Source organism: Streptomyces sp. NPDC003247 (assembly GCF_042888135.1).
Taxonomy (GTDB): Bacteria; Actinomycetota; Actinomycetes; order Streptomycetales; family Streptomycetaceae; genus Streptomyces.
The window spans coordinates 82,585-108,820 of record NZ_JBIAPF010000018.1; the positions used below are offsets into that span (position 1 = coordinate 82,585).

Annotated in this window: 15 protein-coding genes; 6 read left to right on the forward strand and 9 right to left on the reverse strand. The window is 72.8% G+C overall.

Annotation, left to right across the window (positions count from 1 at the left end; genetic code table 11):
- Positions 1 to 212: 212 nt before the first annotated feature.
- The 9 genes from ACFYWQ_RS39335 to ACFYWQ_RS39375 form a co-directional block, all read right to left on the reverse strand.
- Entirely contained in the window at positions 213 to 4,877 is a 4,665-nt protein-coding gene (locus ACFYWQ_RS39335; protein WP_389524235.1) for a hypothetical protein, read from the reverse strand.
- Between the two features lie 14 nt (positions 4,878 to 4,891).
- Positions 4,892 to 5,326, reverse strand: a complete 435-nt coding sequence (locus ACFYWQ_RS39340; RefSeq protein ID WP_389524238.1) for a hypothetical protein — start codon at positions 5,324 to 5,326, stop codon at positions 4,892 to 4,894.
- A 128-nt stretch (positions 5,327 to 5,454) separates the two neighbouring features.
- Positions 5,455 to 9,639 (reverse strand): trypsin-like peptidase domain-containing protein, encoded by a 4,185-nt coding sequence (locus tag ACFYWQ_RS39345; protein WP_389524240.1) that lies wholly within the window; start codon positions 9,637 to 9,639, stop codon positions 5,455 to 5,457.
- An 11-nt stretch (positions 9,640 to 9,650) separates the two neighbouring features.
- Complete coding sequence (locus tag ACFYWQ_RS39350) at positions 9,651 to 9,980, reverse strand: hypothetical protein (RefSeq protein ID WP_389524243.1); 330 nt, start codon at positions 9,978 to 9,980, stop codon at positions 9,651 to 9,653.
- Positions 9,981 to 10,558: 578 nt separating this feature from the next.
- A complete protein-coding gene (locus ACFYWQ_RS39355; RefSeq protein ID WP_389524246.1) occupies positions 10,559 to 11,764 on the reverse strand; it encodes an MFS transporter in 1,206 nt (401 codons plus the stop codon).
- A gap of 477 nt (positions 11,765 to 12,241) precedes the next feature.
- Positions 12,242 to 13,633: a GH1 family beta-glucosidase gene (locus ACFYWQ_RS39360; RefSeq protein ID WP_389524248.1), complete on the reverse strand. Its 1,392-nt coding sequence runs from the start codon at positions 13,631 to 13,633 to the stop codon at positions 12,242 to 12,244.
- A 222-nt stretch (positions 13,634 to 13,855) separates the two neighbouring features.
- Positions 13,856 to 14,899 carry an NAD(P)-dependent alcohol dehydrogenase gene (locus ACFYWQ_RS39365; RefSeq protein WP_389524251.1) on the reverse strand — a complete coding sequence of 348 codons (1,044 nt, stop codon included), beginning with the start codon at positions 14,897 to 14,899 and terminating at the stop codon, positions 13,856 to 13,858.
- A gap of 100 nt (positions 14,900 to 14,999) precedes the next feature.
- Positions 15,000 to 17,081 (reverse strand): aldo/keto reductase, encoded by a 2,082-nt coding sequence (locus ACFYWQ_RS39370; RefSeq protein WP_389524254.1) that lies wholly within the window; start codon positions 17,079 to 17,081, stop codon positions 15,000 to 15,002.
- A 312-nt stretch (positions 17,082 to 17,393) separates the two neighbouring features.
- Positions 17,394 to 19,310 carry a glycosyltransferase gene (locus ACFYWQ_RS39375; RefSeq protein WP_389524256.1) on the reverse strand — a complete coding sequence of 639 codons (1,917 nt, stop codon included), beginning with the start codon at positions 19,308 to 19,310 and terminating at the stop codon, positions 17,394 to 17,396.
- A gap of 845 nt (positions 19,311 to 20,155) precedes the next feature.
- On the opposite strand from ACFYWQ_RS39375, the gene ACFYWQ_RS39380 reads away from it, so the two are divergent.
- The 6 genes from ACFYWQ_RS39380 to ACFYWQ_RS39405 all read left to right on the forward strand — a co-directional run bounded on the left by ACFYWQ_RS39380 (position 20,156) and on the right by ACFYWQ_RS39405 (position 26,193).
- The gene (locus tag ACFYWQ_RS39380) at positions 20,156 to 20,515 is read left to right on the forward strand and encodes a hypothetical protein (protein WP_389524259.1); all 360 of its coding nucleotides are present in this window, start codon (positions 20,156 to 20,158) and stop codon (positions 20,513 to 20,515) included.
- A 199-nt stretch (positions 20,516 to 20,714) separates the two neighbouring features.
- Positions 20,715 to 21,929, forward strand: coding sequence for a sedoheptulose 7-phosphate cyclase (locus ACFYWQ_RS39385; protein ID WP_389524262.1), 1,215 nt, complete (start codon positions 20,715 to 20,717; stop codon positions 21,927 to 21,929).
- 1 nt (position 21,930) lies between these two features.
- Entirely contained in the window at positions 21,931 to 23,049 is a 1,119-nt protein-coding gene (locus ACFYWQ_RS39390; protein ID WP_389524264.1) for a glucose-1-phosphate adenylyltransferase family protein, read from the forward strand.
- The gene (locus tag ACFYWQ_RS39395) at positions 23,046 to 24,110 is read left to right on the forward strand and encodes an ROK family protein (protein WP_389524267.1); all 1,065 of its coding nucleotides are present in this window, start codon (positions 23,046 to 23,048) and stop codon (positions 24,108 to 24,110) included. Before ACFYWQ_RS39390 ends, ACFYWQ_RS39395 begins: the two co-directional genes overlap by 4 nt.
- Positions 24,107 to 25,033, forward strand: coding sequence for an SDR family oxidoreductase (locus tag ACFYWQ_RS39400; RefSeq protein WP_389524270.1), 927 nt, complete (start codon positions 24,107 to 24,109; stop codon positions 25,031 to 25,033). The genes ACFYWQ_RS39395 and ACFYWQ_RS39400 overlap by 4 nt, the downstream gene beginning before the upstream one ends.
- Positions 25,030 to 26,193: a VOC family protein gene (locus tag ACFYWQ_RS39405; RefSeq protein ID WP_389524274.1), complete on the forward strand. Its 1,164-nt coding sequence runs from the start codon at positions 25,030 to 25,032 to the stop codon at positions 26,191 to 26,193. The genes ACFYWQ_RS39400 and ACFYWQ_RS39405 overlap by 4 nt, the downstream gene beginning before the upstream one ends.
- The last annotated feature ends 43 nt before the right edge of the window (positions 26,194 to 26,236 follow it).

Sequence of the window (26,236 nt, forward strand, 5' to 3'; positions counted from 1 at the left end):
GGCCGTCCGTGCGGCAGCGCCGCCGCCTGGCGCCGACGCTGCCGCTGGCCGACCCGCCTCAGGCAGATACGGCACGACGAGTGCGTGCCCCTTCAGCTGCCGTCTCCCGACGGGCCGATCCGCTCCGCTGTAGGACCACTCCCAGACGCCGTCGGCGGTGACGAGGTCGGCTCCGGACGTCGTGGGCGCGCGGTCGGCGGCGCGGTGCCGTCTCATTCCCCGGGGCAGGTCCGTTCCTGGGGCAGGCCGTCCGCGTACCGGTCCCATTCCGCGTCGGTGAGTCCGTGTCCCGTCACGGCGCAGGCCGCCCTGATCGGGTCGTCGACGACGGCCACGGCGTGCCGTACGTCCCAGTGGACGAGCTGCGCCGGGCGCACCTTCTCCGCCGCCCCGGAGGGGTCGAGTTCGGTCGTCACGTCACCCGCGGTGATCAGCCTGCGCCGGTCGGGGGTGAAGAGGACGAGATCCCCCATCGTCTCCCCGTCGCCCGTCATCGAGGCGAGGGGGAGCGGGCGGGCGGCGTCGGTGATGTCCCACAGCAGGGTTCTGTCGCTCTCGCCCCAGGTGGACGCGGCGAGCATCGTGCCGGTGGAGTCGAAGGCGACGGCAGCGGCCTTGCCGATGTTCCCGCCGACCGAGCCCAGCGGCCGGGGCCGCGCCGTCGTACGCGTCGGCTCGGTGATGCCGTACAGCGTGATCTGCTCGCTCGCGTCCGCCAGTGCGAGGCGGCGGCCGTCCGGGCTGAACTCCACGGTCACGCCGGGGACTTCGCGGGCGCCGAGGGCGACGAGGCGCCGGGGGCGCGAGGGGCTGCTGATGTCCCACAGCGACGTGCCCTGCTTCTCCGTCGCCACGGCCAGAGTGGGGCCGACCGGGCTGAACGTCATGGCGTTGACCTGGCTGAGGGGGAGCCGGGTCAGTCGGCGCAGAGCACCGCGACGGCCGACGTCCCAGAGTTCCATCTCCTCGTAGGGCCCCTCGAAGTCGTCGCCCGCCACCGCCAGTGCGCGGCCGTCGGCACTGAACGCGAGGGTGAGGACGGCGCCCCCGGTCGTGGCGGTGTCCAGCAGGCGCGGGTCATCGGGGGCGGTGATGTCCCAGAGCCGGATCGTTCCCGTCGGGGAGCCGGTGGCCAGCAGGCGTACGTCACGGCTGAACGCGGCCGTGGAGACGTCCTCGGTGTCGAGGGACGACAACCGCCTGGGGGCCGTCGGCCGTGTCGCGTCCCAGAGTTCGGCCGGCAGCATCGGGCCGTCCAGGTCGTGCTCGTCGTACGCCTGTGTGAGGGTCAGCAGGTCCCGGTCGGGGGTGAACGCCGCGGCCGGTACTCGGCTGTCCGGTGCGGACGTCGAGGCGTCCCGGCGCGGAGCGAGGCTGTCGGCGAGCTCCCACACCGCGGCCCGGCCGTCGTCGGAGGCCGTGGCGATCGTACGGCCGTCCGGTGCGAAGGCGACCGACGTGACAGCGTCCCTGTGATCGGTGAAGCGGGTCAGGAGGCGGGGGTAGAACGGCTCGTGGACGTCCCACAACTGGGCCGTTCCGTCGGTGCCGACCGTGGCCAGCCGCCGGCCGTCCCGGCTGAAGGCCACGCCTCGTACGGGACCGGCGTGCTCGGAAAGCGTGGCCAGGGGCTGCTGGTCCTCGGTGTCGACGAGTTGCGCGATGCTCCACAGGCCCACGCCGTTGTCGCTGGTGGCGGCCGCGAGGGTGTCTCCGTCGGCGGCGACCGCCACCGAGAACACCTCGGTCTGCGCGGTCCCGCGGATCGGTACGAAGCCCACGTCGACGGGGTGCGAGCGGTCGGTGAGGGACCAGATCGTGGGCGCCGGGCCCGCGCCGTCGACCACGGCGGTGCGGCCGTCCGGGCTGAACGCCACCCCGTGGACCGGGCCGCTGCTGCCGCCCTTCAGCACACTCAGCCGGCGCGGCGACTCCGGCTTCGTCACGTCCCACAGCACCGCGTCGGTCCCCGCCCCACCGGTGAGCAGCGAACGGCGGTCCGGGCTGAAGGCGACGGCTTCCACCCCGCGGGTGAGTCCCCGGAGTTCGGCGAGGCGGCGCGGACGGGCGGGATCGGCCACGTCCCACAGGGTGACGGTGCGGTCCTGGCTCCCGACGGCGAGGGTGCGTCCGTCCGGGCTGAATCCCACGGCGGTCAGCGCGGCCTTCTGCCGGGGCAGCCGGGCGATCCGGTGGGGGTGGGTCCGGTCGGCCGCGGCCCCGGCTCCGACCGTCCTGGGCGCGTTCCACAGGATGACCGTGCGATCGGTGCTCGCCGTGGCGAGGACGCGTCCGTCCGGCCGGTACGCGATCGATTCGACGGGGCCCGTGTGGCCGGTGAGGAACGTGACGCGATGGCGCTCCACGAGCGTGGAGACCAGCCCGGTCCGGCCCTCGGGGGTGGGGAAGAGCCGCTGGGCGGCCGCGCCGAACCGCAGGGCGTCGTCCGCCTGTGTGTCGCGCAGGGCGTCCGCGTGCAGGACGAGACTGCGGGCGACCGACCTGCGCTGCTGGTCCTCGGCTCGTTCACGCTGCTCCGTCGCGCTGTTCCACAGTGCGGCGAACGTGCCGGAAGCGGCCAGCAGTACGCACAGCACGATGCTGAGGTACCTGCGCGTGCGTCGCCTTTTCCGGTGGCCGGCCGACACGCTTGCTTCGAGGAAGGCGCGGGTGGTGGTGTCGAGGGGGATGGCCGGAGGGGTGTCGGAGGTCAGCCATGGCCGGACGCCGACCAGCCGGTCTCCCGTGTACAGGTAGGCGGCGCCGCGTCCATGGCGCAGCCAGAGGGCGGCGTCCTCGGTGAGCTGCTGGTGGACGGGGAGTTCGTGCCGCGCGTCCCGGATCCATGTGTTCAGTCGCGGCCAGGTGTGCAGCAGGGCGTCGTGGGAGATCTGTGCGCTGTCGCGGTCCACGGTGACCAGGCGGGCGCGGGCCAGACGGTCCAGGACCCGGGCATCGGGGGCGGACCGGCGCGGTGGCGCGTCCGCCCCGGATCCCGCTGCGCGTACGGCGTCGCTCCCGTCGCCGTCCCGCTGTCCCGGCGTGCGCCCGGGTGGCTCCTGCGCCGTGCCGCCCACGTCGGTGGTGCGCAGTGGACGCCGTACCACCTCGCCACCGCTGGTGATCTCCACCATCCGCAGGAGCAGGGGGCGCAGCGCCGCCCGCTCCGGTTCGTCCAGGTCGGCGTACAACCGTTCCGTGGCCGTGGCCACGGACTGCCAGATGCCGCCGGTGGCCTGATAGCCGGCGAGGGTGAGGACGGCGCCGTCCCGGGCGAGCCAGGTCTCGCGCAGGGCGTGGGCCAGGAAGGGAAGGGCCGTGTCGGGCGCGGTCTCCGGTGACACCGCGGCGTGTCCCCGGCCCGTGGTGTCCCGCTCCCGGAGGTCGTGCAGGAGCCGTTGGACCAGGCCGGTCTCCAGGGTGAGGCCGACACGGCGGGCGGGCTCTTCGATCGCCGTGCGCAGGGACTCGGTGGACATGGGGGTGAGGGAGACCTGTCCGCGGGCGAGGGCCCGGGCGAGCGGAGCCTCGGCGAGACAGCTGCCGTAGTGATCGGCGCGGACGCCGATGACGACACGGGGACGTCGCAGTCGTACGGCTGTCTCGGATTCCGGGGCCGGGCCGCAGAGCAGGCGGATGAACCGTCGGCGTTCCCCGGGATCGGCGGCTCGGGCGAAGATCTCCTCGAACTGGTCGACCACGAGGAGCCCGCACGGCGGCCGGTCGTTCCGAGGCGGGGGGAAGCACCCCTCGGTGAGGTCGGCGAGCACGTCGTCGAAGGGACGGTCGACGGCCTCCGACCACCGCCGCGCCAACGCCTGAAGCGGTTTCGCTCCGGGCGCGGGGAGCAGCAGGACGGGCCAGGGTGCGGAGGGGGTGGTGCCGGCTTCGTGCCGCAGCTGCAACTCGGCCAGCAGGCCGGCCCGCAGGAGGGAGGACTTCCCGACACCCGACGGCCCCACCAGCACCACGGGATCGGCGGCGCGGGCCCGGCACACCCGTGTCACCAGGTCCGCGACCACGTCGTCGCGGCCGGTGAAGTGCATGTGGTCCTCGGCCGCGAAGGGTTTCATACCGGGATAGGGACACGGCACGTCCGCGGGCGGCGTCCGGAGGGGCTCGGCGGCTGTGGGATAGGCGCGGTTCGCGGCGACGACGAGGCGGCCGAGCGTGCCCTCGCTCCACTGGCGGGGGGTCACCGGCCCGTCGGCGAAGGACCGTACGAGGGCGTCGTGCAGGTCGTCGAGGGTCAGCACGCGCGGCCCGCCGGGATCGCCGTCGCGCAGCAGTTCCAGCAGCCGGCCGCTGAAGAGGGTGTGCCGTGCGCCCAGGGGCGCGAAGGACGCGGCGAAGTGGGAAGCGGAGGTCAGCAGGAAGCTGCCGTCGGGCCGGGCCGTGGCGAAGGGGTCCGCGGTGCGCCGGCCCCGCGGCGCACCGGCACGGCCGGAGAAGCAGCAGTCGAGGATGACGGCGCTGCCGCCGACCGCTCTGCCGAGCAGGTCCTGGACGGTGCGGTAGGGCACGGCGTGGGAGATGCTCTGCGCGTGGCGGCTGCCGTGCGTGGCCAGGTGGAGATCGTCCTTGGGGCCGAGCAGACCATGGCCGACGTAGTAGAAGAGGACGGGGCCGTCGGCGTGTTCGACGGTGTTCTCCAGCACCGTCACGACATCCGGCGGTGAGGCGTCGGCCGGCAGCCGGAGGATGCGCTCCGGTGTCATCCGGCAGGCGTCCGCCAGGAGCGACTGGAGGTCGTCGAGCGTGGTGTCGACTCCGGGCAGTCCGGGCAGCCGGGAGCCTTCGACGTGGTGCCCGGTGCCGACCAGTACGGCGTACGCGCCCGGCGAAGCGAGGCCGAGTTCCCGCGGCTCCCTGTCCACGGGCCGATCCGCGGTCACTCGGGAGGCCGGGGGTCAGGGCCGGAGGTGCCGGTCGGCTCCTCCGGCGGCGGCGGGGACATCAGGTCGGCGGTCAACCGCCGTGCCAGCTCGGCGGTCTGAGCGGCGTCCATGCCCTTGACGTGCGTGGAGACGATGGTGACCTCCCGGCCGTCGGCCTGCCGGACGGTGATCGTCTGGCTGCCCCTGCGGGTCTGGGCCCAGGCCACCACCGCGCCGGCGAACGCCGCCGCCACGCCGCCGGGTGCGAGGAGCGCGAGCAGGGCGTCGGTGGCCGCTCCCATCTCCCCCGGAGGGGGCGTCGCAGCCGTCCGCCGACGGGTCCGGCCGCGTAACTCGGGCTGCTCGTCCAGCCATTGCCGCAGCAGCTCGCACGGGTCCGCTCCGTCGCGCCGGGCGTCGTCGTCCCGCACGGTGATGGTGATCCGCACACTTCCCCCCGCACCTGTGACCAACCGTGTACACATCGTAGCCAAGAGGGCCGAACTCCGCCGGGGAGACGGGGCGTTGGGGCGTGAGCGGTGGCCGGGGCGGGCGGCGGCCTGTTCCCGTCCGCCGCTCAGCAGACCCGGTCGGAGGAGTCGTCGACGTGGTAGAGGCGTTTCTCCTCCTCGGTGAGATCCCGGCCCACGGAACGGCAGATGCTGTTCATGGCTTCCTTCGGGGAGGGCAGTGTGACGTTCCACAGGCGCACCACTCCGTAGGCGCTGCCGGCGGCGAGCGTGCGGCCGTCCGGGCTCAGCGCGACGGACCACACGGTGCCCGACTCGTTCACGGTGCGTCGGGTTCTGCTCGTGGCGACGTCCCACAGGCGGACGGTGCCGTCGAAGCTGCCGGTCGCGAGCGTGCGGCCGTCGTGACTGAGCGACAGCTGCGTGATGACACCGGTATGGCCGCTCAGGTAGGCGCGGACGCGGCCGGTCCCGACGTCCCACAGGCGCACCGTGCCGTCGATGCTGCCCGCGGCGAGCGTCGACCCGTCGGGACCGAACGCCAGGCTGTTCACGGATGATCCGGTGTGACCGTCCAGCTCGCCCTGCGGCCGGGCGGGGGTGTCGAGGTCCCACAGACGTACGACGGCGTCGTCGCCGCTCGCGGCCACCGTCCGTCCGTCGGGGGAGAACGCCAGGGCGTTGACGGTGCCGTGGCCGCCGCCCAGCAGTACCCGGCTGCCGCCGCTCGTCGCGTCGGCCAGCAGTACCCGGTCGTCCTTGCCACCCGTGTCCGGTGCGATCCGCGTGGCGATCGTACGGCCGTCGGGGCTGAAGGCGAGGGGGCCCATCAGTGTCGTGGGGAGCGGCACCGTGGCGCGTGTCCGCCCGGTGGCCGCGTCCCGCAGGGTGATCTTTCCCGGAACGCTCGTGGCCAGGACGTCGCCGGCGGGACCGAAGGCCAGGCGCGGCGCCTCGTTCTCCGTGAAGGAGTACAGAGGGGTTCCGTCGTCCGCCCGGCGCACGCGGACGGTCCGGTTCCAGTCCGCCGTGGCGAGGAGGCGGCCGTCCGGGCTGTAGGCGAGGGCGTCGACCGGGCCCTCGTGGTCGCTCAGGGTGGAGCGGGGCCGTCCCGTGCCGGTGGCCCACAGCCGGGTGGATCCGTCGCTGCTTCCCACGGCGGTGACCAGGGTGTCGCCGTCGGGGCTGAGCTCGGCGTCCGAGACGGGCCGGCCGACGGTCACCGTGGTGCGGGTTCGGCCCGTCGTCGCGTCACGCAGGCGCACGGTGCCGTCGTTCCCGGTGGTGATCATGGTGTTGTCGGACGCGTGGAGGGAGATGGACCACACCACACCGGTGTGGTCGGTGACCGTGGCCAGCGCGTCTCCGGACGCCAGGTTCCACAGCTGCACCGCTCCGGTTCCGTCGCCCGTGACCAGTGTCCGGCCGTCCGGGCCGAAGGAGACCGCCGTGACGGGGGCGTTCCCGGTGATACGGCCGGTTTCCTGCCTGTCGGCGGTGTTCCACACGCGGGCGGTCTTGTCGTGGCTGCCGGAGACGAGCTGCTTGCCGTCCGGGCCGAAGGCCAGTGTGGTGACCGGTCCGGTGTGTCCCTTCAGCTCGGCCACCACCGAGCCGGAGGATCCGTCGCGGAGACGGACGGTGCCGCTGCTGCCAGCGTCGGCCAGGAACCGTCCGTCGGGGCTGAACGCCACCGCCTGGACGAGGCCCCCGGGCTTGCCGGTCCTGACCAGGTGTCCGGTCTCCACCTCCCACCAGCGCACCGTGCCGTCGTGGCTTCCCGTCACCAGGGTGCCGCCGTCCGGGCTGAACGCCATCGCCCACACGGCCTGCCGGTGACCGGAGAGCTTGGCGCGCGGCCGGCGGGTGACGGGGTCCCACAACTGGACGGTGCCGTTCCAGCCGCCCGTGGCCAGCGTGCGGCCGTCGGGACTGAAGGCCACCGACGCGGCCCCTTCGCCCGGGAGGGCTCGACGCGCGGGGAGGGCGGCCGCGGCGTAGAGACTCGAGACGGCGTCGTCCGTTCTGCCGGTCCGGTACGCCTTCACCGCCAGCAGCCCGGCGAGGTCGGGGTCGGTGCCGATGAGCGACTCCGACCGGGCGGCGAGCTGCCGGGAGAGGGCTTCCTGTCGGGCGGTGACGGCCGCCTGGCGTTGCCAGAGGGCGCCGCCCGCCGCGAGCAGCGCCAGGACCAGGGCCGTCGCCAGTACGGCGTTGAACCTGCGGGTGCGCCGCAGGGCCGCCTGCTGCTGCCGGTGGCTCGCGGCGAGGAAGGAGGCCGCGAGGGCCGGCAGGGCGCGCCGCCGGGCCCAGTCGAGTCCCTCGGCCAGGTCCGTACCGTGCAGGAGGTCGTCCGGCCGGGAGGTCCGGTCCCAGCGTCTGCGCTGTCCGTCGGACCGGAGCAGCCACTGCTGGAACTGCCGGTCTTCCGCGACCCATCGCCGCAGCAGGGCCCAGTCCCGGGTGAGGGTGTCGTGGACGAGTTCCGCCATCAGCCCGCCCGGCGACGGCGCCGGTTCACGGGCGTAGGTGGTGATGATCCGGTGGCGGATCAGCGAGGCGATGACGGTGTCGGTGCTGTCGAAGTCCGGGGGTGGCGGGTGCGCGGAGCCCGGGTCGCCGCCCGCCGCGCCGACCGCGAGTTCGCGCAGTTCGTGCAGGGGGACCGACTGGCGGGAGGCGGGGACGTGCCGCTCGGGGTCGGCGGGCCGGACCAGAGCGGTGAGGACGCGCCGGGCTATGTCGCGGTGTTCCGGGCCGAGCCCGTCGACCGCCGCGTTGCACCAGGTGGTCAGGGCTCCGGCGATGCGGCCGACCCGTTCGTACTCGTGGTGCAGCAGCCTGCCCTGCGCGCGGCGTTCCCACAGCTGTCGCAGGACGAGTTCCAGGGGGGCCAGCATGGTGACCGGGGTGGACAGGCTCCCGGCGTGGCTGTGGTCCGCGGCCAGCACGTCGGAGACGAGCCGCTCCACCAGGCCCTCTTCGAAGGAGACGCCCGCGGCCCGGGCCGGAGCCGTGATCACCTCGTCCAGGTCCTGCCGGCTCAGCGTGGCGGGTACGTTGAGCAGTGCGGTGGTCTTCAGCAACTCCGGTGCGCTGCGCGCCAGCTGGGGATAGAAGTCGTCCCGGGCGATCAGGACCACGCTCAACGGTGCGAACGAGCCCAGTGCCTCGGCCAGTGTCTTCAGCGCGGTGGCGGCGGACCCGGGAGCCACGCCGCCGGTCCGCTCGTCGGGCGGGCGGGTGAAGAGTTCCTCGAACTGGTCCACCACCAGCAGGACGCGCCGGTGTCCGGGGGCGGCCTCCAGCCGGCGGTGCACCGCGGCGGCCAGTCCGTCGTCGCGCGCGCCGGGCAGCCCCGCGCGCTCGATCTCTGCCCTCAGGTCCTGTCCCGGCCTCGGGACCAGGACCGGGAGCCAGCGGTCACTGCCCGGCAGACAGCCGTCGGCGAGGGCGGGGAGGACTCCGGCCCGGATCAGAGACGACTTGCCCGACCCGGAGGGCCCGAGCAGCAGGAGTCCCCGTTCCGCGCCGGCCAGGCCGGTGAGCACCTCGTTGACGGCGGTGTCCCGGCCGTGGAAGAGAGCGGTGTGTTCCTCGGTGAAGGGTTCGAGCCCTCGGTAGGGACAGGTGTCGTTCTCGACCAGTTCGGGCCACACCTCACGCAGTACCTGCGCGGGGGTGGCGTAGCTGATGCCCTGGCTGCGCAGGTGCGCGTCGGGAGCGGTGATCGCCGTCACCATGCCGACGACGAGACCGGTCACGTCATCGACGAGCGGGCCGCCGCTGAATCCCTGCGTGAGGTCGTTGGACGCGGTGAGCTGGAGCAGTACGCCGGTCCCGTCCCCGGGGTCCGCGAGCAGCCGGCCGGCCACCGCGTGACCGTAGTGACCCGCGTCCGGCGCCGAGTCGGGGAAGCCGAAGGAGTGCACGGCGTGGCCGTGACAGCCGTCGGCCGAGCCGAGTGCCGCCACCGTGGTGCCCGCCGGTACGGCGGGCAGCCGGACGACCGCGACGTCCTCCTCGTGCGGCTCCCGCCAGTGCTCCGCCAGTACCGTGCCCTCGACGGACGGCGCCCCCGGCACCCGGGGAAAGCTCAGCGTCACCTGGTGTCCCGGGGCGCTTCCCGCGGCGCGCACGACGTGCGCGCAGGTGATCAGGGCGTCCCGGCCGACCATGAATCCGGCACCGGCCACCGTGCCGTCCGTGGCGACGACCTGGGCCACCGCGCACTGGATGCCGGACCGATCGGCGCGACCGGCGCTCTCGTCACCCTCGTTCCTGAAAGGCATGTCCGTCCCGTTCAGGTCGTGGGCTCGCCGGTCCCCGCGGCCCAGGAGACCGTGGCCGTCCGGGGGGAGGCCGTCCGGCTCCTGGCGATGACGGTGCCCGCCCGCGCGGAGAGGCCGACCCCGGATGCGAGCCGGGCGTGGTCCGGCCCCGCCTGGCGCAGTTGGTCGGGCGCGGTGCGGGCCATGCCCGTCGCCGGGATCGGTGTGGTGTGCGGGTTCTGCGGCAGTTCCCGGATGCCGTCACCGAGGCGTGACGCCTTGAGCGGTCCGCCGGCCGCGTCGGCGGCCTCCTCCAGGACGCGGCCCCCGCCGTCCGGCACGATGCGCGCAAGACTCCCCATAGGTCCCCCTCGTAGCGCACGGCCCGGGACGGTTCCCCGTGCCGTGCCCCGAACGTAATAGCCGCATCGCGCAGGAGAGGGGGATGACCGGGACTGCCGGAGAACCGGCTCCATAACTGCACCGAGCACAAGGAGTCGAAAGCGCGGTGATCGGATTCGGAGCATTCCGCGGGCCCGGGCGTGGCCCCCGCAGACCCGACGGAGTCCCCTCAGGGTGCTCGGCAACGGCCGGCGAGGGCTCCTCGGTCAGCGGCCTCCGGAGGGGATCCGGGGCGCGGGAGGGCGCCGTGCACCCGCGATCAGGCCGATCAGGGTGGTGAGCGCCGTGCAGACGACGATGGTGACGGCCGGTGTGGTGGCGTCGATGAGGCCGGCCGTCAGGAGGGCGGCGGCGCCGTAGCCGAGGCCGCCCGCGGCGTAGGAGCCGGCGCGGCGGCCGCCGACCCGGGAGCGGCGTCCGCCGACCCGTGCGCGGCGGGAGCGGACGCCGTACGGCGATGAACCCGCCGCCGACGACCGGTGTACCGGCCTGCGGCCGCAGGGCAGGAGGGGGGAAGCCGGGGCGCGGGTGCGGCGCTTCAGGTGCCGTCGTCGGCCCGGGGCTCGGAGGACCCGGCCGTGCGGGCGGCGACGACCATGACGACGACGGACGTCGCGGCGATACCCGCGCCGACGTAGAGCGGCGCCGCGTAGCCGAGGCCCGCGGCGATGGCCAGGCCTCCGAGCCAGGCGCCCAGGGCGTTGCCGACGTTGGACGCGGACACGTTGGCACTGGCGGCCAGGGCCGCCCCGTGGGCGAAGTCGGTGACGCGCGTGATCATGCCGGGCACGCTGGCGAACCCGCACACCCCCATGAGGAACACCAGAATCACCGACGCGGTGGGGCTGCCGGCCAGCAGCCCGAACACGGCGAGGGTGACGGTCAGTCCGACCAGGGCGAGGACCAGGGCGCGGTCCCGGTCACGGTCCGCCGCTCGCCCGCCGATCAGATTCCCGACGACCAGGCCGACGCCGTACACCATCAGCAGCCAGGCGACGTCCGCCGAGGAGAAGCCGCCGACCTCGGTGAACGTGTAGGCGATGTAGCTGAAGGCGCCGAACATCCCGCCGTAGCTGAGCGCGGTGGCCGTCAGCGTCAGCCACACCTGCCAGGACCGGAACGCGCGGAACTGGGCCCGCAGGTCACCGGGCGGTGCCGGTTCCGGCCCTCCCGGCACGGCCGACGGCTGTACCTGGCCCGCCCAGCCGGGGACGAAGGCGACGATGCCCGCCAACGCCAGCACGCCGATCGCGGTGACCGCCCAGAAGGCCGCCCGCCAGCCCCAGCGTTCACCGACGAACGCCCCGAACGGGACGCCGAGCACGTTCGCGACCGTCAGGCCGGCGAACATGACCGCCACCGCGCGGGACTTCTTCTCCGGCACGACCAGGCTCCGGGCGACCAGCGAGCCGATACCGAAGAACGAGCCGTGGCACAGCGCCGCGACGATCCGCCCGAGCAGCATCACCTGATAGGTCGTCGCGACCGCGGACAGCAGGTTGCCGATGACGAACAACGCCACCAGACCGACCAGGATCTGCTTCCGGGGCAGTCGGGTGGTGGCCGCGGTCAGCAGGATCGCGCCGATCGCGACGCTCAGCGCGTATCCGGATATCAGCCAGCCCGCGGCCGCCTCGGACACCGCGAAACTCGTCGCCACCTGCGGCAGCAGCCCGGCGATCAGGAACTCGGTCAAGCCGATGCCGAACCCGCCGAGTGCCAGGGCGATGAGGCCACTGGGCATCCGCCGCTGTTCGCTCGCGTGCCCGTCTAAAGCAATTCTGAGGTTGCCGTCTGTCATATGTCTGCTGTGGCCTTTCCAATGGATTACGGGCACGGCGATCCCCGGTTTTCGGCTCTGCCGGAAACCGGCCCGGGATGCGTGCGTCCCTCCTCACCCGAGACGGGCGGGCCGGTCCATGGACGGAAATCGGCGGGACGCCGGAGCGGAATGGGAATGGGGGGACGCCGAGGACGCTTGCGACTCGCCCACCCTACCCGGACGAGATCGACTGCGACACCGTGCCGGGACATTCGGTCCCGGCCGTCGCGCGGAGCCCGTCCGGCCGCCCGAACGGCATCCCGCCGTGGCGGGGGGCCCGGTCTCCCGTCGCCCCCCTCTGGCCCCCTGATCGGCGACGACGGCCACAACAGCGCCGGAAATCAAGCGGGTTGCATCGGCGCTGTTCCGCCGGTGAGCCCCCGCACCGGGCCGCCGCGGCTAGCCTCCGCGCTGGGCGCGCATCATGTCCCGGTACCAGTAGTAGCTTGCCTTCGGAATCCGCCGCAGATCCTCATAATCGACGTAGACCAGGCCGAACCTCTTGGCATATCCGTAGGCCCATTCGAAGTTGTCCAGGAGAGACCAGCAGAAGTAGCCACGGACGTCCACCCCCTTCGCCATGGCGGTCCGCAGTGCTGTCAGATGCGCGGCGATGAATGCGATGCGTTCGGGGTCGGACACCGCGCCCGTGGCATCGATCTCGTCGCGGTACGCCGCGCCGTTCTCGGTGATGTAGATCGGGGGCAGTTCACCGTATTCCTCGTCGAGTCGGCGCAACAACCCGGACATTCCCTCCGGTTCCACCGGCCAGCCCATGGCGGTGCGCGGCAGTTCCGGGGGCACCACGTACTCGACGTCGATCTCGGCCGCCGACCGGTGTGCCGGGTCCGGGTCCGCCGTCGGCGCGGACTTGGCCCAGGCCGGGCAGTAGAAGTTCACCCCGAGGAAATCCAGGGGCTGGCGGATCAGGGCGAGGTCGTCCGCTCGGCGGAAGCCGAAATCGCTGATCTCCGACCAGACCTCGCGTTCCGATGCCGGCCACACGCCACCCAGGATCGGATCGGTGAACACACGGTTGTGGAGGAGGTCGAGCCGCTCGGCGGCGGACCGGTCGGCCGGGTCCGCCGAGGCCGGTCGGACGTCACTGAGGTTGAGGGTGATGCCGAACCGCTCCTCGCCCCGCCGCTGCGCCCTCATCGCCTGCACGGCGAGACCGTGCCCGACCATCAGATGGTGTGCGGCCGCCAGCGCGCCGTGCCCCTCCCGGACACCGGGGGCGTGTTCGCCGATGGCCATTCCGAGGAACGCGCTGCAGAAGGGCTCGTTGAGGGTCGTCCACCGGGTGACACGGTCGCCCAGCGCGTCGTGCACCAGCGCGGCGTAGTCGGCGAAGCGCCGGGCGGTGTCCCGGTTGCGCCAGCCTCCCCTCTCCTCCAGGGCCTGCGGCAGGTCCCAGTGGTAGAGCGTCAGCCAGGGTTCCACTCCCGCGTCGAGGAGCTCGTCGACCAGACGCCCGTAGAAGTCCAGCCCCCGGTGCTCCGCCGGTCCCCGGCCCTCCGGTTGGATCCTGGGCCACGCCACCGAGAACCGGTAGGACCCCACACCGAGGTCGCGCAGCAGAGCGACGTCCTCGGGGAACCGGTGGTAGTGGTCACACGCGACGTCGCCGTTGTCCCCCCGGGCGACGTTTCCCGGAGCATGGGAGAAGACGTCCCAGATGGACCGGCCGCGACCGTCCTCGTGCACGGCACCCTCGATCTGGTAGGCAGCCGTCGACACACCCCACTCGAAATCGTCCGGGAACTTCTGGACATCAGTTTCCGATGACACCTTCCAGACCTTCCTGTGAGAAAGACGAGAACCGTCACGCGCACGATCAGAGCGGACACCCTCCGCGGACCGGACCCGTCCGGGTCCCGCCGGGAACTCCAATCCGTGGAACCGCGGGCCGTGGAACCGACGGAGTGCGACGGTTCCGGCCCGGAACCGTCCTCACCCCTGACCCCGGTGGCCCTGGCGACGGCGGCCCTGGCGACGGTCAGGGCCGCCGGTTCACTCGCCGATCGTCGTGGTGTCGATGACGAAGCGGTACCGCACGTCGCCGTCGCGCACTCGACGGTAGGCGGAATCGATCGTCCTGGCGTCCGTGACCTCCACGTCCGCGCAGATGCCGTGCTCCGCGCAGAACCGGAGCATGTCCTGGGTCTCGGCCAATCCTCCGATCATCGACCCGGCGATCACTTTGTTGCCCGAGATGAGCGAGAACGGTTCGCAGCTGATCGGTCCCACCGGGGCTCCGATGTTCACGATGACACCCCCGGGCCGGAGCAGGGCGAGGTAGTCGTCCATCGGGAGCGGTGCCGAGACGGTGTTCAGCACCAGGTCGAACCGGCTCCGGGACCCTCCGAGGGCGGACTTCGCATCGGCCGCAAGGACGTCCGCGGCGCCCAGCCGGCGGGCGTCCGCACGCTTCCCGGGGCCGCGGCTGATCGCGGTGACCTCGGCCCCCATCGCCGCCGCCATCCTCACCGCCAGGTGCCCCAGACCGCCGATGCCGACGACGGCGACGTTCCGGCCGGCGACCGGGCCCCACCGCCGCAGCGGCGAGTACACCGTGACCCCGGCGCACAGCAGCGGGGCGGCGCTGCTGAGGTCGAGCGCGTCGGGGATGCCGTGGACGAACGGCTCCCGGACGACGATGCTGCGGCTGTACCCCCCGTGGGTCACCGCGCCGTCGTACCCCCGCGAGCTGTAGGTTTCGACGACCCCCTCGACGCAGAACTGCTGGCTGCCGTCGAGGCAGTACGCGCAGGTCCCGCAGGAGTCGACCATCACGCCGACGCCGACGCGATCACCCACCCGGTACGCCGAGACGTCCTCGCCCACCGCGCCGACGACACCGCAGATCTCGTGTCCGGGCACCATCGGGAAGATTCCGTTCGCCCAGTCCCCGTGCACCCGGTGCAGGTCGCTGTGGCAGATCCCGGTGAAGGCGATGTCGACGCGCACGTCGTCAGGGCGCAGATCGCGCCGGGTGAGGGTGACGGGGACGAAGGGGCCGCCCGCGACGTCGACGGCCAGAGCGGGCGTCCTCATCCCCGCGCCTCCCCCACCGGGCCGGGCCGGCGGGCCCGGAGGCCGGGGCCCCCGGCCGCCTCGGCCGGCCGGCCGCGGGACGGCCCCGCGTGACCGCCGGTCACGGCCGGTCGCCGCGCAGCCATGCGACCTGCTCGGGGGAGAGGTCGATCTCGACGGCCCTGAAGCCGGCCCGCGACTCGTCGAGCTTCTTCGGCCCGTACAGGGCGAAGGTCGGGAACGGCTGGTGCAGTACGTAGGCCATGGCGATGGCCGAGGGCGAGACACCGTAGTCGCGGGCCAGTTTCTCGGCCCGCCGCTTGCGCTCGAAGTTCTCGGTGCCGTAGAAGCACCGCACCAGCACTTCGTCGGAGAGATCCGCGGGGTCGGCGCGCTCGAAGAAGTTGCGGGAGCGGGCCGACCAGGCGAACAGGGGCAGCTGCCGTTCGGTCAGCCAGCGCATCGACTCCGCGTCGCACACGTCCAGGCAACCGGGCCACGGCAGGTCGGCGGGTTCGGCGAGGCCGAAGTAGTTGCTGAGCATCGAGAAGCCGCGCTTGCCGTTGGCCCGGGCCCAGGCGTCCGCCTCGGCCACCCGTCGTACCGACCAGTTCGAGCCGCCGAAGACCCGGATGAGGCCGGCGTCCGCGTGCTGGTTGAGGACGTCGACGAACTCACCGGCCGGTATGTCCTCGTTGTCGCGGTGCAGCAGGTAGATGTCGAGGTGGTCCGTCCCCTGCCTCTCCAGCGACTCGACGAGCTGACGGCTCACCGCCTCCGGGGTGCAGTCCGGCGCGTGTCCGCCCTTGCCGATCACCACGACGTCGTCGCGGATGCCGCGGGCGGCGATCCACCGGCCCAGTTGACGCTCGGCCTGCCCGTCGAGGTAGAAGTGGGCCGTCTCGAACACGTTGCCGCCGAGGGTGACGTAGTGGTCGAACAGCGCGGACGCCGTGAGGAGATCGGGCTGGTGGTCGCACCCCATGACGATCCGTGAGAGAGGCTTGTCCAGGCCTTCGATCCGGCCGGTGCCGGCGCTGTCCCCCGCGGGGGCCGCCGCGGGGACACGCAGCGGCAGCGCGGACACCGTCGGGATCACCGCGTCGTCCCGCTCGAACGGGTAGCGGACCCCGATCGCCGCGCGCCACCGGTCGAGCGTGGCGGCGTTGCCCAGGGAGTCGGCGTTGCTGACCTGCTCCGGCTCCGGGCCGTCGATGCTCTCGGCGAAGGCGTCCATCTGGAGGGCGTACGCCCCCGGCGCGGGGAAGTCCCGCTCCTCCGGTACGTGTCCGACACGGCGGATGACGACCCGGGGACTCGGCGAGAGCGCCCACGGGTCGAGCAGCTCGATCGTGCCCTTCGACCCCACGATCTGCACGGTGTTGTTGTCGACCATCCGCACGCCCGTCCGGACGGAGGCCGTCACCCCGTTGCCGAAGCGCAGCTGCGCGATGGCCCACTCGTCGACGCCGTCGCCGCTGAGGCTGCCGTCGGCGGTGAGGCTCACCGGCTCCAGGAAGTCGACGCCGGCCGCGGCACCCGCGACGGCGCGCACCATCGACACCGGGTAGCAGCCGACGTCGAGGATCCCGCCGCCGGCGAGGTGCGGATCGAACAGCCGCCCTTCGAGTCCCCCGGCGTCCGGGATGATCAGGTCGGCGGTGACGATGGTGGCCGCCTTCGGGTCGCTGGGCACGTAGAACGCGAACCCCGCGTCGATGTGGCGCACCTCCCCGACCGCGCCGCCGCGCACGAGTTCACGGACGGCGGCCATCTGCGGGTGGAACCGGAACATGATGGCCTCGACCAGGCGGACCCCGGCGTGCTGCGCGGCGTCCACGACGGCCATCGCCTGCACGTGGTTGACGGTCAGCGGCTTCTCGCACAGGACGTGCTTGCCCGCGGCGATGGCCCGCATGGCCAGCTGGGCGTGGGTGGTGTGGACCGTCGCGATGTAGACCGCGTCCACCTCGTCGGAGGTCAGCACCTCGTCCTCGGTGCCGCAGATCAGGTCGCCCTCGTAGAGGTGGCCGACCTCGTCCGCGAGGACGCGGGCCTGAGCGGGGTCGCGGTCGCCGATGGCGCGCAGCGCGCACCGCCGGCTGTCCGGCAGCTGTTTCAGGAAGCGGCGGGCCATGTTCCCGGACCCGATGACCGCCAGACGCAGCTTGGCCGGCTCTGCTTCGTGTGTGATCGCAGGCATATCCATCCTCGAATCGTCGTGCGCGGCAGGGTGCGGGGAGAGACTGCTCGGCGAGCTGGTGACGTGCGTCGCGAGCGCCTAGGTCCTGTCGTCGAACTCCCGTCGTCCGCCCGAAGGGCGGGCCCGGCGGCGTCAGGTGCGAGCTCTGGGGGTCCCCCGGCCGAAGGCTGGGGGAGTGCCGGGCCCTGGCCCGCGTACTGGATGTGCTTGGGTCAGGGCCCGGTGCGGCGAGAGGGGGCACCGCCCACGCCGTTCAGGCAGTGGGGGAGCGTGCATGGCGTCGCCAGGCAGGCGGGAGTTCGACGACAGGGCCTAGGACACGGCCAGTTCGGTCCAGGCCGACCCGCCGTCGTACCGGGTGGTCAGCAGGGCGAGGCTCGACGTGCCCCGGTGCGGGACGTCCCCCGCGAAGGAGCCGTCCGGCCGGCGGTCCAGCGCCACGACCTCCGGCGGAGCGCCGGGCGAGCCGGGGATCACGACCTCGACCTGCGCGGCTCCGGTGTCGTCCCACCGGACGGAGACGTGGTCCGACGTGCGTACGGCCGTTCCGCGTCCGTGCGGACCGGGTGTGTCGGCGGAGGGCTCGGGGAACGACGTGCCCAGCGCGGTCGCGGGGTCCTCGCCGCGCAGGCAGGCGTCGAACAGCAGGAGGAATCGTTTCGCCACGGCGGTCCAGGTGAACTGGCGCGCCACCGCCACGGCGTTCGCGCGCAGGGCGGAGACACGCTCGGGGTCGTTCTCGATCAGCTTCACCAGATGGCGCAGGCCCTCGTACACCTCGTCGGTCAGCAGTGGGTCGTCGGCCCGGAAGGATCGCCGGACCGCGAGACCGGTGGCTCCCGGTGACGCAATGTCGAACGCGTGCCGGAAGTGCGCCATCCCCCGCTGGGCCGTGGCCACCGGGATCGCTCCGGCCGACATGGCCTCGCCCATCGCCATCAGGAACGTGTCCAGTTCGAACTTGGAGGGGAACACCGACAGATCGCTCGCGAGGGCCCAGTCCATCAGCTCCGTCGTCGTCCTCGCCTCGGTCCGGACCCGGACGAGGTCGGGGTGGCGGGACGCCAGGTCGGCGAGGTCGGGGTCGTCGAGCGGCAGCGCGGTCAGGCAGTGCAGAAGCACGTTGCAGCGCGTGCCGTCGTCCAGGAGGCGCGCGACGGCCCGGAACACCTCCTTCTGTCCCTTGTGCTGCACCGTGTAGCGTCCGGCGTGGTAGATGGTCGGCAGGCCGGGGTCCAGTCCGAGCCCGCGCAGCGTCCGCCGGCGCCGGTCGTCGGTGCGCTCGACGGTCAGCCACTCGTCGCCGATGGCACAGCCGCACACGGCGAGACGGGACGTGTGCGTGCGCAGTTCCCGCGCGACGGCCAGTTCCCCGAAGAGCTGCTCGAACGGGGTCCCGCCCTGGGTGAGCAGGTGCTGCATCTGTCCCTCGGAGAGGAAGTCCATCGCCGCGACCGCCCGGAGCACGAGGGCGAGCGTGCTGACGCGGTCCGCCGCCGGCTCCGTGGCGCTGTCGGCGTAGAGCCCGGTGCGCGGCAGGTACGCGCGCATGGCCCGGTGCAGGGGGGAGTCCAACGGGGGATCGTCGAGCCCGTCGGTCACCGAGGGGTCGGCGCCCAGGTGTTCGAGGACCGCCCGGACTTCCGGCTCGTACACCTTCTGGTTGACCGGGTGGTTGGTCTGCACCGTCGACACCACCGTGAGTCCGCTGCCGGCGAGCGCGGCGGGCAGCAGGTAGTGGTAGCGGGGCTCGTGCAGGTGGACGACCGTGCCCGGCGCCTCCCGGTCCGCCAGGTAGCGGGCGGCGGCGATCTGGAAGACCAGCGGCTTCAGGAAGCCCATGTCCTCGCCCTCGAGCTCCGCCGGAGGGTAGAGGGCGTCCGGGTACAGGTCGAGCAGGCCGCCGCTGAGGAAGACGATGGGGATCCCGTCCACCGTGATCCGTGAGGCGCGGACGGAGACGCGGAGCGGAAGGGTCGCGGGGTGGCCGCTCCGGACGCGGGGGTCCAGCGGGACCGGTACCTCCTCGTCGATCTCCCAGTGCAGGTCTTCGACCGGATGTGTCGCTGCCAGGGACTCGAGGAGACCGTGGGCGGGAGTGACCGCACTGACGTCATGGCCGGCGTCCCGGAACTTCCGGACCAGGTTCCAGAGGTAGACCGACGTACCTGCTCTGACGAGGCTGTCGTCGAAGCCGGTGAACTCGTAGTGGCACTCAACAATCCGCAAGCGATCGGTCCTGTTCCTCGTGGGTGGATGACACCGCATCGGCTGTGCGGGCGCACGACCGGCGGCGTCGGACTCAGGTGCGGTGCAGACACGGCGGTGCGGCCGTCGTCCGCCGGGCCGGAGCGACCCGGCGCGGGCCGCGGGGCCGTCGGCCGACACGGTGGTGGGACGGCGAGGTGACGTCCGTGGCCGGGGAACTGCGATACGTCCCTCTGGACGAGGGCATCGCGCTCGAGCTCCGGCGGAGTCAGGAGTTCGGGATACCCGTACGGCTTCCCCGGACCGGGTCCGGGTTCGGTGCGGTCCCCGTACGGGAACCGGCGATGCGCGTCGGCTGGGTGCCTTCCGCGTTCCGGACGGCGAGTGAAGGCGACAGGATGCGTTGGGTTGTGGGGGCTCTAAAATTCAAGTCCGAACATTAGCGAACAGTCAAGAGGTGTAGTGCCCAAGTTTCCGCCAGGGGTCTGAGCAGCACCGGCATCACGTCCCACGCACGTGCGCTGCGCGCCCCGCCCCGGTGAGCCGCGGAAGGCACGGCGTGGGAACAAGTCAGCCATTCTCCGGACGGCGCGTCACCGGCTCCCTTTTCCGAGACGTACTGGCGACGGGGTGGAAGCGAGTGACTCGGGATGCCCGCACACCATGGCCGACTGACCGGAACCCGGCGGTCCGACCCTTGACCGTTCCCTGATGTTCGGTCTTGAATCGGCCATACCCCAAGATCAAACGCATCTGATCACCACGACCCGCCGTTCGGGCCGCGGAAGGCCCGCGGCCGGCGCGTCGACGCCCCTTTTCCGTACCTTGGGCAGCAGCGACCCAGGTGAGCCCCTGGGGAGGGCAGCTTGACCAGATACTTCCTGGCCGTTCACACACGGCCCACGCCAGGCAGGGAGACCGAGTACCACCGCTGGTACGACGACTTCCACCTCGATGAGGTGCTACAGGTTCCGGACTTCGTCACCGCCGAGCGCCATGTCCTCGTCCAGAGCGAAGGAGCGCAACTCCTCGGCCCCGGAAGTCACCTCGCAGTGTTCACCATCACCTCGGACGACATCGATGCCACCATGACGGCGTTCCGCCACGCGCAGAAGTCGATGGCGCGGCCCGCGTGTCTCGATGCCGACAGCGTCGCCCTGTCCTGGTGGCGCCCCCTCGGGAGCCGTACGGCCTCGTCCTCTCCCCTGGTCCCTGACAGCGCGTAGCTCCTCTCCGGCTCCGCCGGGCGCGTCACCGAGTTCGCCACGCCCTGCCGGCCGCCGTTCGCCGTGGAGCGGTGCGGGCCGGGCAACCCACCGGCACCGAGGTGTGGCACCGCCATGTCCCGGTGCGAGGGAAAGGTTTGACGACATGACGGTTCACCCAGAACTGACCTCAGAGACGTTACGTCCCGGCCCGCACACCGTGCAGGAGCCCCCGCGCCACGGGGGGCGGCCACGACACACCTGGCAGGTCAGCACGAGCAAGGCGGTCACCTACGACGTCGTCCTGAGCCCGGGTCTGCTCGACCCGTCCAATCCGGCACTGGCCACGGCGGGCGTCCCCGAGGAGGCACGGCCCGGACGCCGTCTCGTCGTGGTCGACGCCACCGTGCACGCGCTGTACGGCGCACGGATCGGCGCGTACTTCACCCAGCAGGACGTCGAGCACGAGCTGTGCGTCGTCGACGCGCACGAGTCCGTGAAGAGCATGGAGACGGTCTTCGAGATCGTCGCCTCGATGGACGCCTTCGGGATATCCCGTCGGCGGGAGCCGGTCATCGCCGTCGGCGGCGGCGTCCTGACCGACCTGGTCGGCCTGGCCGCGAGCCTGTACCGCCGGTCGACCCCCTATCTGCGCGTACCCACCACCCTCATCGGCATGGTGGACGCGGGGATCGGCGCCAAGACCGGCGTCAACTTCCGCCAGCACAAGAACCGCCTGGGGACGTACCACCCCTCCGCCGTCACCCTGGTCGACCGGGAGTTCCTCACCACGCTGAGCCCCCGGCACCTGCGGAACGGGCTCGCCGAGATCCTCAAGATGGCCATGGTCAAGGACGCGGTGCTGTTCGAGCTGCTGGAGGCCCACGGTCCGCGCCTCGTCGACGAGCTCATGCAGTCGGCGGGCTCCGCCGACGGCGGGCAGGTGGCCGAGGAAGTGGTGGCCCGGGCCATCCAGAGCATGCTCGAAGAACTCGAACCCAACCTCTGGGAGCACCAGTTGCAGAGGCTGGTCGACTTCGGGCACTCGTTCTCACCCGCGATGGAGATGGCGGCGCTGCCCGAGTTGCTGCACGGCGAGGCCGTCAGCATCGACATGGCGTTCAGCTCCGTGCTCGCGCACCGGCGGGGACTGCTCGACCGCGACGACCTGACCCGCATCCTGCGCGTCATGGACCGTCTGGGACTGCCGGTCCGGCACCCCGTGTGCGCGCCGGAACTCCTCGCGCGAGGGCTCGCCGACACCGTGAGGCACCGCGACGGCGAGCAACTCCTGCCGCTGCCCGACGGGATAGGCCGCGCCTGCTTCGTCAACGACGTCAGCCGCGGGGAACTGGACGGGGCCCTGGCCATGCTGCTGGACCTCGGCGGGGACGCCGACGCGCTGGCCGCGGCCTCCGGAAAGCGGGGAGCGTGACATGGACGGCGTACGCGCGGTTCTCCTGGCCGGCGGCGAAGGCCGCCGCATGGGCCCCCTCGGCCGGAACCGGCTGAAGCCGCTGGTGCCCTTCGGCGGCACCAGCCGGCTGATCGACTTCAGCCTCGCCAACCTCCGCCGCTCCGGCTTCCGCGAGGCGCTGCTGCTGTCGCAGTACGAGGAGCGGCTGCTCATGGACGACCTGCACACCGTGTGGAACGGCAGCCCGCAGGACTTCCGTGTCCACTTCGGGCCGTACGACGAGGCGTACCGGAAAGCCCCCGGGACGGTCCCGCAGTCGCTGCCCGACCGCACCTGGCCGCGCGAACGCGGCACGGCCGACGCGCTGATCAGGAAGGCGGACCACGTCTTCGGCGAGGACCCGTCGGAGGTGCTGGTGCTGCACGCCGACCACGTCTACCGGTTCGACTACGGCGACATGATCCGCCGGCACCGGGCCGACCGGGCCGCCCTGACCGTGTCGTACCAGCGCATCGAACGCCGGTACGTACACCTGTTCGGCATGGTGGACTTCGACCCCGCCGGGAACCTCTCCGGATTCGTCGAGAAGCCGGCCGAGCCGACCAGCGATCTGGTGTTCGCCGCCTTCTGCGTCTTCGACGCGCGGACGCTGCGCCGCTACCTGGAGCGACTGGACGGGACGGACTGGCAGCACGACATCAGCCGCGACGTCATCCCGGCCATGCTGGCCGCGGGCGAGCGGATCCGGGGGTACGAGGTCACCGGCTACTGGGAGGACATCGGAACCGTCGACCGCTATCACCGGGCCCACCTCGGCCTGTTGAACGAGCACCCGACGATGGGCCTGGCCGAACTGCCGCTCACCGTCCGCCCCTCGGTGGCACGCCGGTACGTCACGAGCGAGGGAGCCGTCCGCTCCAGCATCGTCCCCGCCGACCTCGTCAACGCCGGCCGGGTGGAGCGGAGCGTCGTGTATCCCGGGGTCACCGTCGGGGCCGGGGCGAGCGTGCGGGACTGCGTGCTGCTGCCCGGGACGGTGGTCCCCGAGGGCGCGCGGCTGGAGTCGGCCATCCTCCTGGAGGACGGCACCGTGCAGCAGTGCGACCCGGTTCCGGTCCTCGGAGGTGTCGCCTCATGACGGTGGCGGTCCCGGCGACGGGCGGTCCCCGCGCGTACGTCGTCGCCGATCTCGGCGGTACGACGCTGCGGATCGGCCGGATCTCCCCAGGGGCGGACGCACCCGAGTCGGTCCGCCGTACGACCACGGAAGGCCTGCACCGCTACCGCGAGTTGCCCGCCCAGGAGCTCCAGGGCATGGTCGTGGAGCAGCTCGGCCGGGAGCTGGAGGCGTACCTGGGCTCCCCGGAGGGTGCGGGGGCGAGCGCGGTGGGGGTGGCGTTCGCCGGTCCGATGACCAAGGACGGCACCGTGCTGGCCGGCCCCACGCTGTGGGGAGGGAGCGCGGAACCCCTGCCCATCGCGGGCATCCTCACCCGGCGGCTCGGCGTGCCGGTCGTCGTCGCCAACGACATCACGGCGGCCGCCTGGCGCTACGCGAGCGCCGAGCGGGACCCCTTCTGTCTGATCACCGTCAGCTCGGGCATCGGGCACAAGGTGTTCCGCAACGGCGAGGTGCTGGTCTCGGATTCCGGGCACGGCGGCGAGATCGGCCACTGGCGCGTCGACCCCGGTGCGGACGCCCTGCCCTGCGAGTGCGGCGGCCGGGGCCACCTCGGCGGGATGGCGTCCGGCCGCGGCGTGCTGCTGGCCGCCCGCCGGGCCGCGGAGGCCGCCCCGGAGAGCTTCCGGCGCTGCGCGCTCGCCGGACCCGCGGGCGGCGACCCGGCCCGCATCACCAACGAGGACCTGGCCCGTGCCGTCCGCACCGGCGACGCGTTCGCGACACAGGTGCTGCGCGATTGCCTGGTCCCCCTGGCCCTCGCCGTCAACTGCATCTTCACGGCGATCGGCGTACGGCGCTATCTGTTCATCGGCGGCTTCGCGGTGGCGGTCGGGCCCCGGTTCGTCAGCCTGCTGGGAGAGGAGCTGACGAAACTGGGCTGCTTCGGGCTCGCCGAGGAGGAGATACCCGGCATGCTCGCGCTGGGCGCCGCGGACGACGACCACGGCCTCATCGGCATGGCACGGATGCTGACGGAGACCCTGGCCGTCGGCGCGGGCACCGGAGGGGGCGTATGAGGACCCTCGTCGTCGGCAGCGGATTCGTCGGCCGTGCCCTGGCCCGGCGCCTGGCCGGGTCGGGCGACGAGGCGGTCCTCGCGTCGCGGACGCCTCCCGTGCCGTACGGCGACGGCGAGGTGCGGGACTGGATCGCTCTGGACATCACCGAGGACGGAGCCTTCGGCCGCGCGCTGGAGCACACGGGCGCGGACACCGTCGTCCTCGTGCACGGCCCCTCGGACGTGACCTGGTGCGAGGAACACCCCGAGGAGGCGATGCACGGGCACGCCGAGGCCGCCGCGCAGGTGGTGCGGGCGGCCGGGGGCCGGCGCGTCGTCTTCGTCTCCACGGACAACGTCTTCGACGGGAACGCCGAGGCGCCGCCCGACGAGTCCGTCCCGCCCCGCCCCGCCAACGCCTACGGACGCGCCAAGCACGCCGCCGAACGCATCCTGGCCGAACTGCCGTCCGTCACCCTGCTGCGCGTCAGTCTGATCTACGGGTGGGAGCCCGCCGACAGCCTGAAGTGGCTCAATTTCTTCGCCGCCTGCGTGCACCGCCTCCGGGCCGGCGAGCCGGTGACCGCACCGGTCGACCAGTGGACCACCCCCGTGCTCCTCGACGACGTGGTCGAGGTGACCCGTGCCCTCGCCAGGGCGGAGGCACCGCCCCGGCTGCTCCATCTCGGCGGCCCGGACCGGATCTCCCGGGCCGGCTGGGCGGCCGTCATCGCCGAGCAGCTGGGCGCCTCGCCCGACCTGGTGGTGGCGGAGCCCCGGGCGAACGGCCGCTACGCCGGCCGCCCCGCCTCCACCTGCCTGTCCAGCGGGGTGCTCGCGGCACACCCGGCGACGGCGGGGCTGGCTCCGCGGCCGGTCCGCGAGGGCAGCCGTCTCCTGATCGACCGGCACATCCGCCCGACCCCGAGGAGCACCGTGTGACTGCGAACGCCAGCGCGTCCGGCGGCGCACCGGCCGTCGGGCCGCCGCCGCGGACCGCCGCCCCGCGGGGCGTGCCGGGTGCCCGCCGGGTCGATCACCTGGCCCTCACGGTGCCGGACCTCGACCGTGCGATCGACTTCACGGTGCGGGTGCTGGGGGGCGAACTCGTCTACCGTCTGCCCCCGTTGGCCCACGACGACGACTGGATGCGCACCCACCTCGACGTCCATCCGCGGGCCGCCGCGGAGATCGCCCTGGTACGCCTCGGGCCGACCACGAACCTGGAGCTCTTCGCCTACCGGTCGCCCGGCCACCGTGCCGTTCCGCCTCGACCGCACGACGTGGGCAGCGTGCACCTGGGCCTGTACGTGACGGACGTGGACACCGCCGTCTCGGCCCTGCGGGACCGCGGGCCGTGGCGCCCCTACGGGCCGGTGCGGACCGTTCCCGAGGGGTTGCCGCAAGCGGGCAGCCGGTGGGTCAGGGTGACCACGCCCTGGGGCATGCCCCTCGAACTGCGCTCGGTGCCGGCCGCACCGCCGTCCGAACGGCACGGCCCGGCACGCCGCTTCGGTCCGTGCGCACGGTGGCACAACCGCGACGACGGATCGGGGACGGCCGACCCGCTGCCCGGTGCGCGCAATGTCGACCACTGGGCCTGCACGGTGGCGGACCTCGACGAAGCGCAGCGCTTCTTCACCGAGGTGCTGGGCGCCGAGCTCGTCCACCGCACGACGGCCGACCTCACCGACCCGGGCCTCGCCGCGGCCCTGGGTGTGCCGCAGGGCGGCACCCTGCACCGAGCGGCCCTGCGCATGGGCCCCACCGACAACGTCGAACTCAACTGCTTCCCCGGCTCGCCCGGCGCGCGCCGGCACTGGCCCCGCAACAGCGACGTGGGCGGCAACCACCTGGCGCTGTACGTGGACGACGTCGACGCGGCGGCCGCGTATCTGGCCGCACAGCCGGGATGCACGGTGCTCGGCGCCCCCGAGACCATCCCGGACGGCCCCCTGGCCGGCGACCGCTGGGTGTACGTCCGTACCGGAATCGGACTGTACGTCGAGGTGGTGCGCATGCCCGACGGAAGCCTGCCCTACGAGCGCGGCACCGCCGCCCGGCGCCGGGCGGCCGGCGGTGAGCGGTGGTGGGAGCGCTGAGAGCCGCCCCGCGCGGGGCCCCGACACCCCATCCACCCGCCGA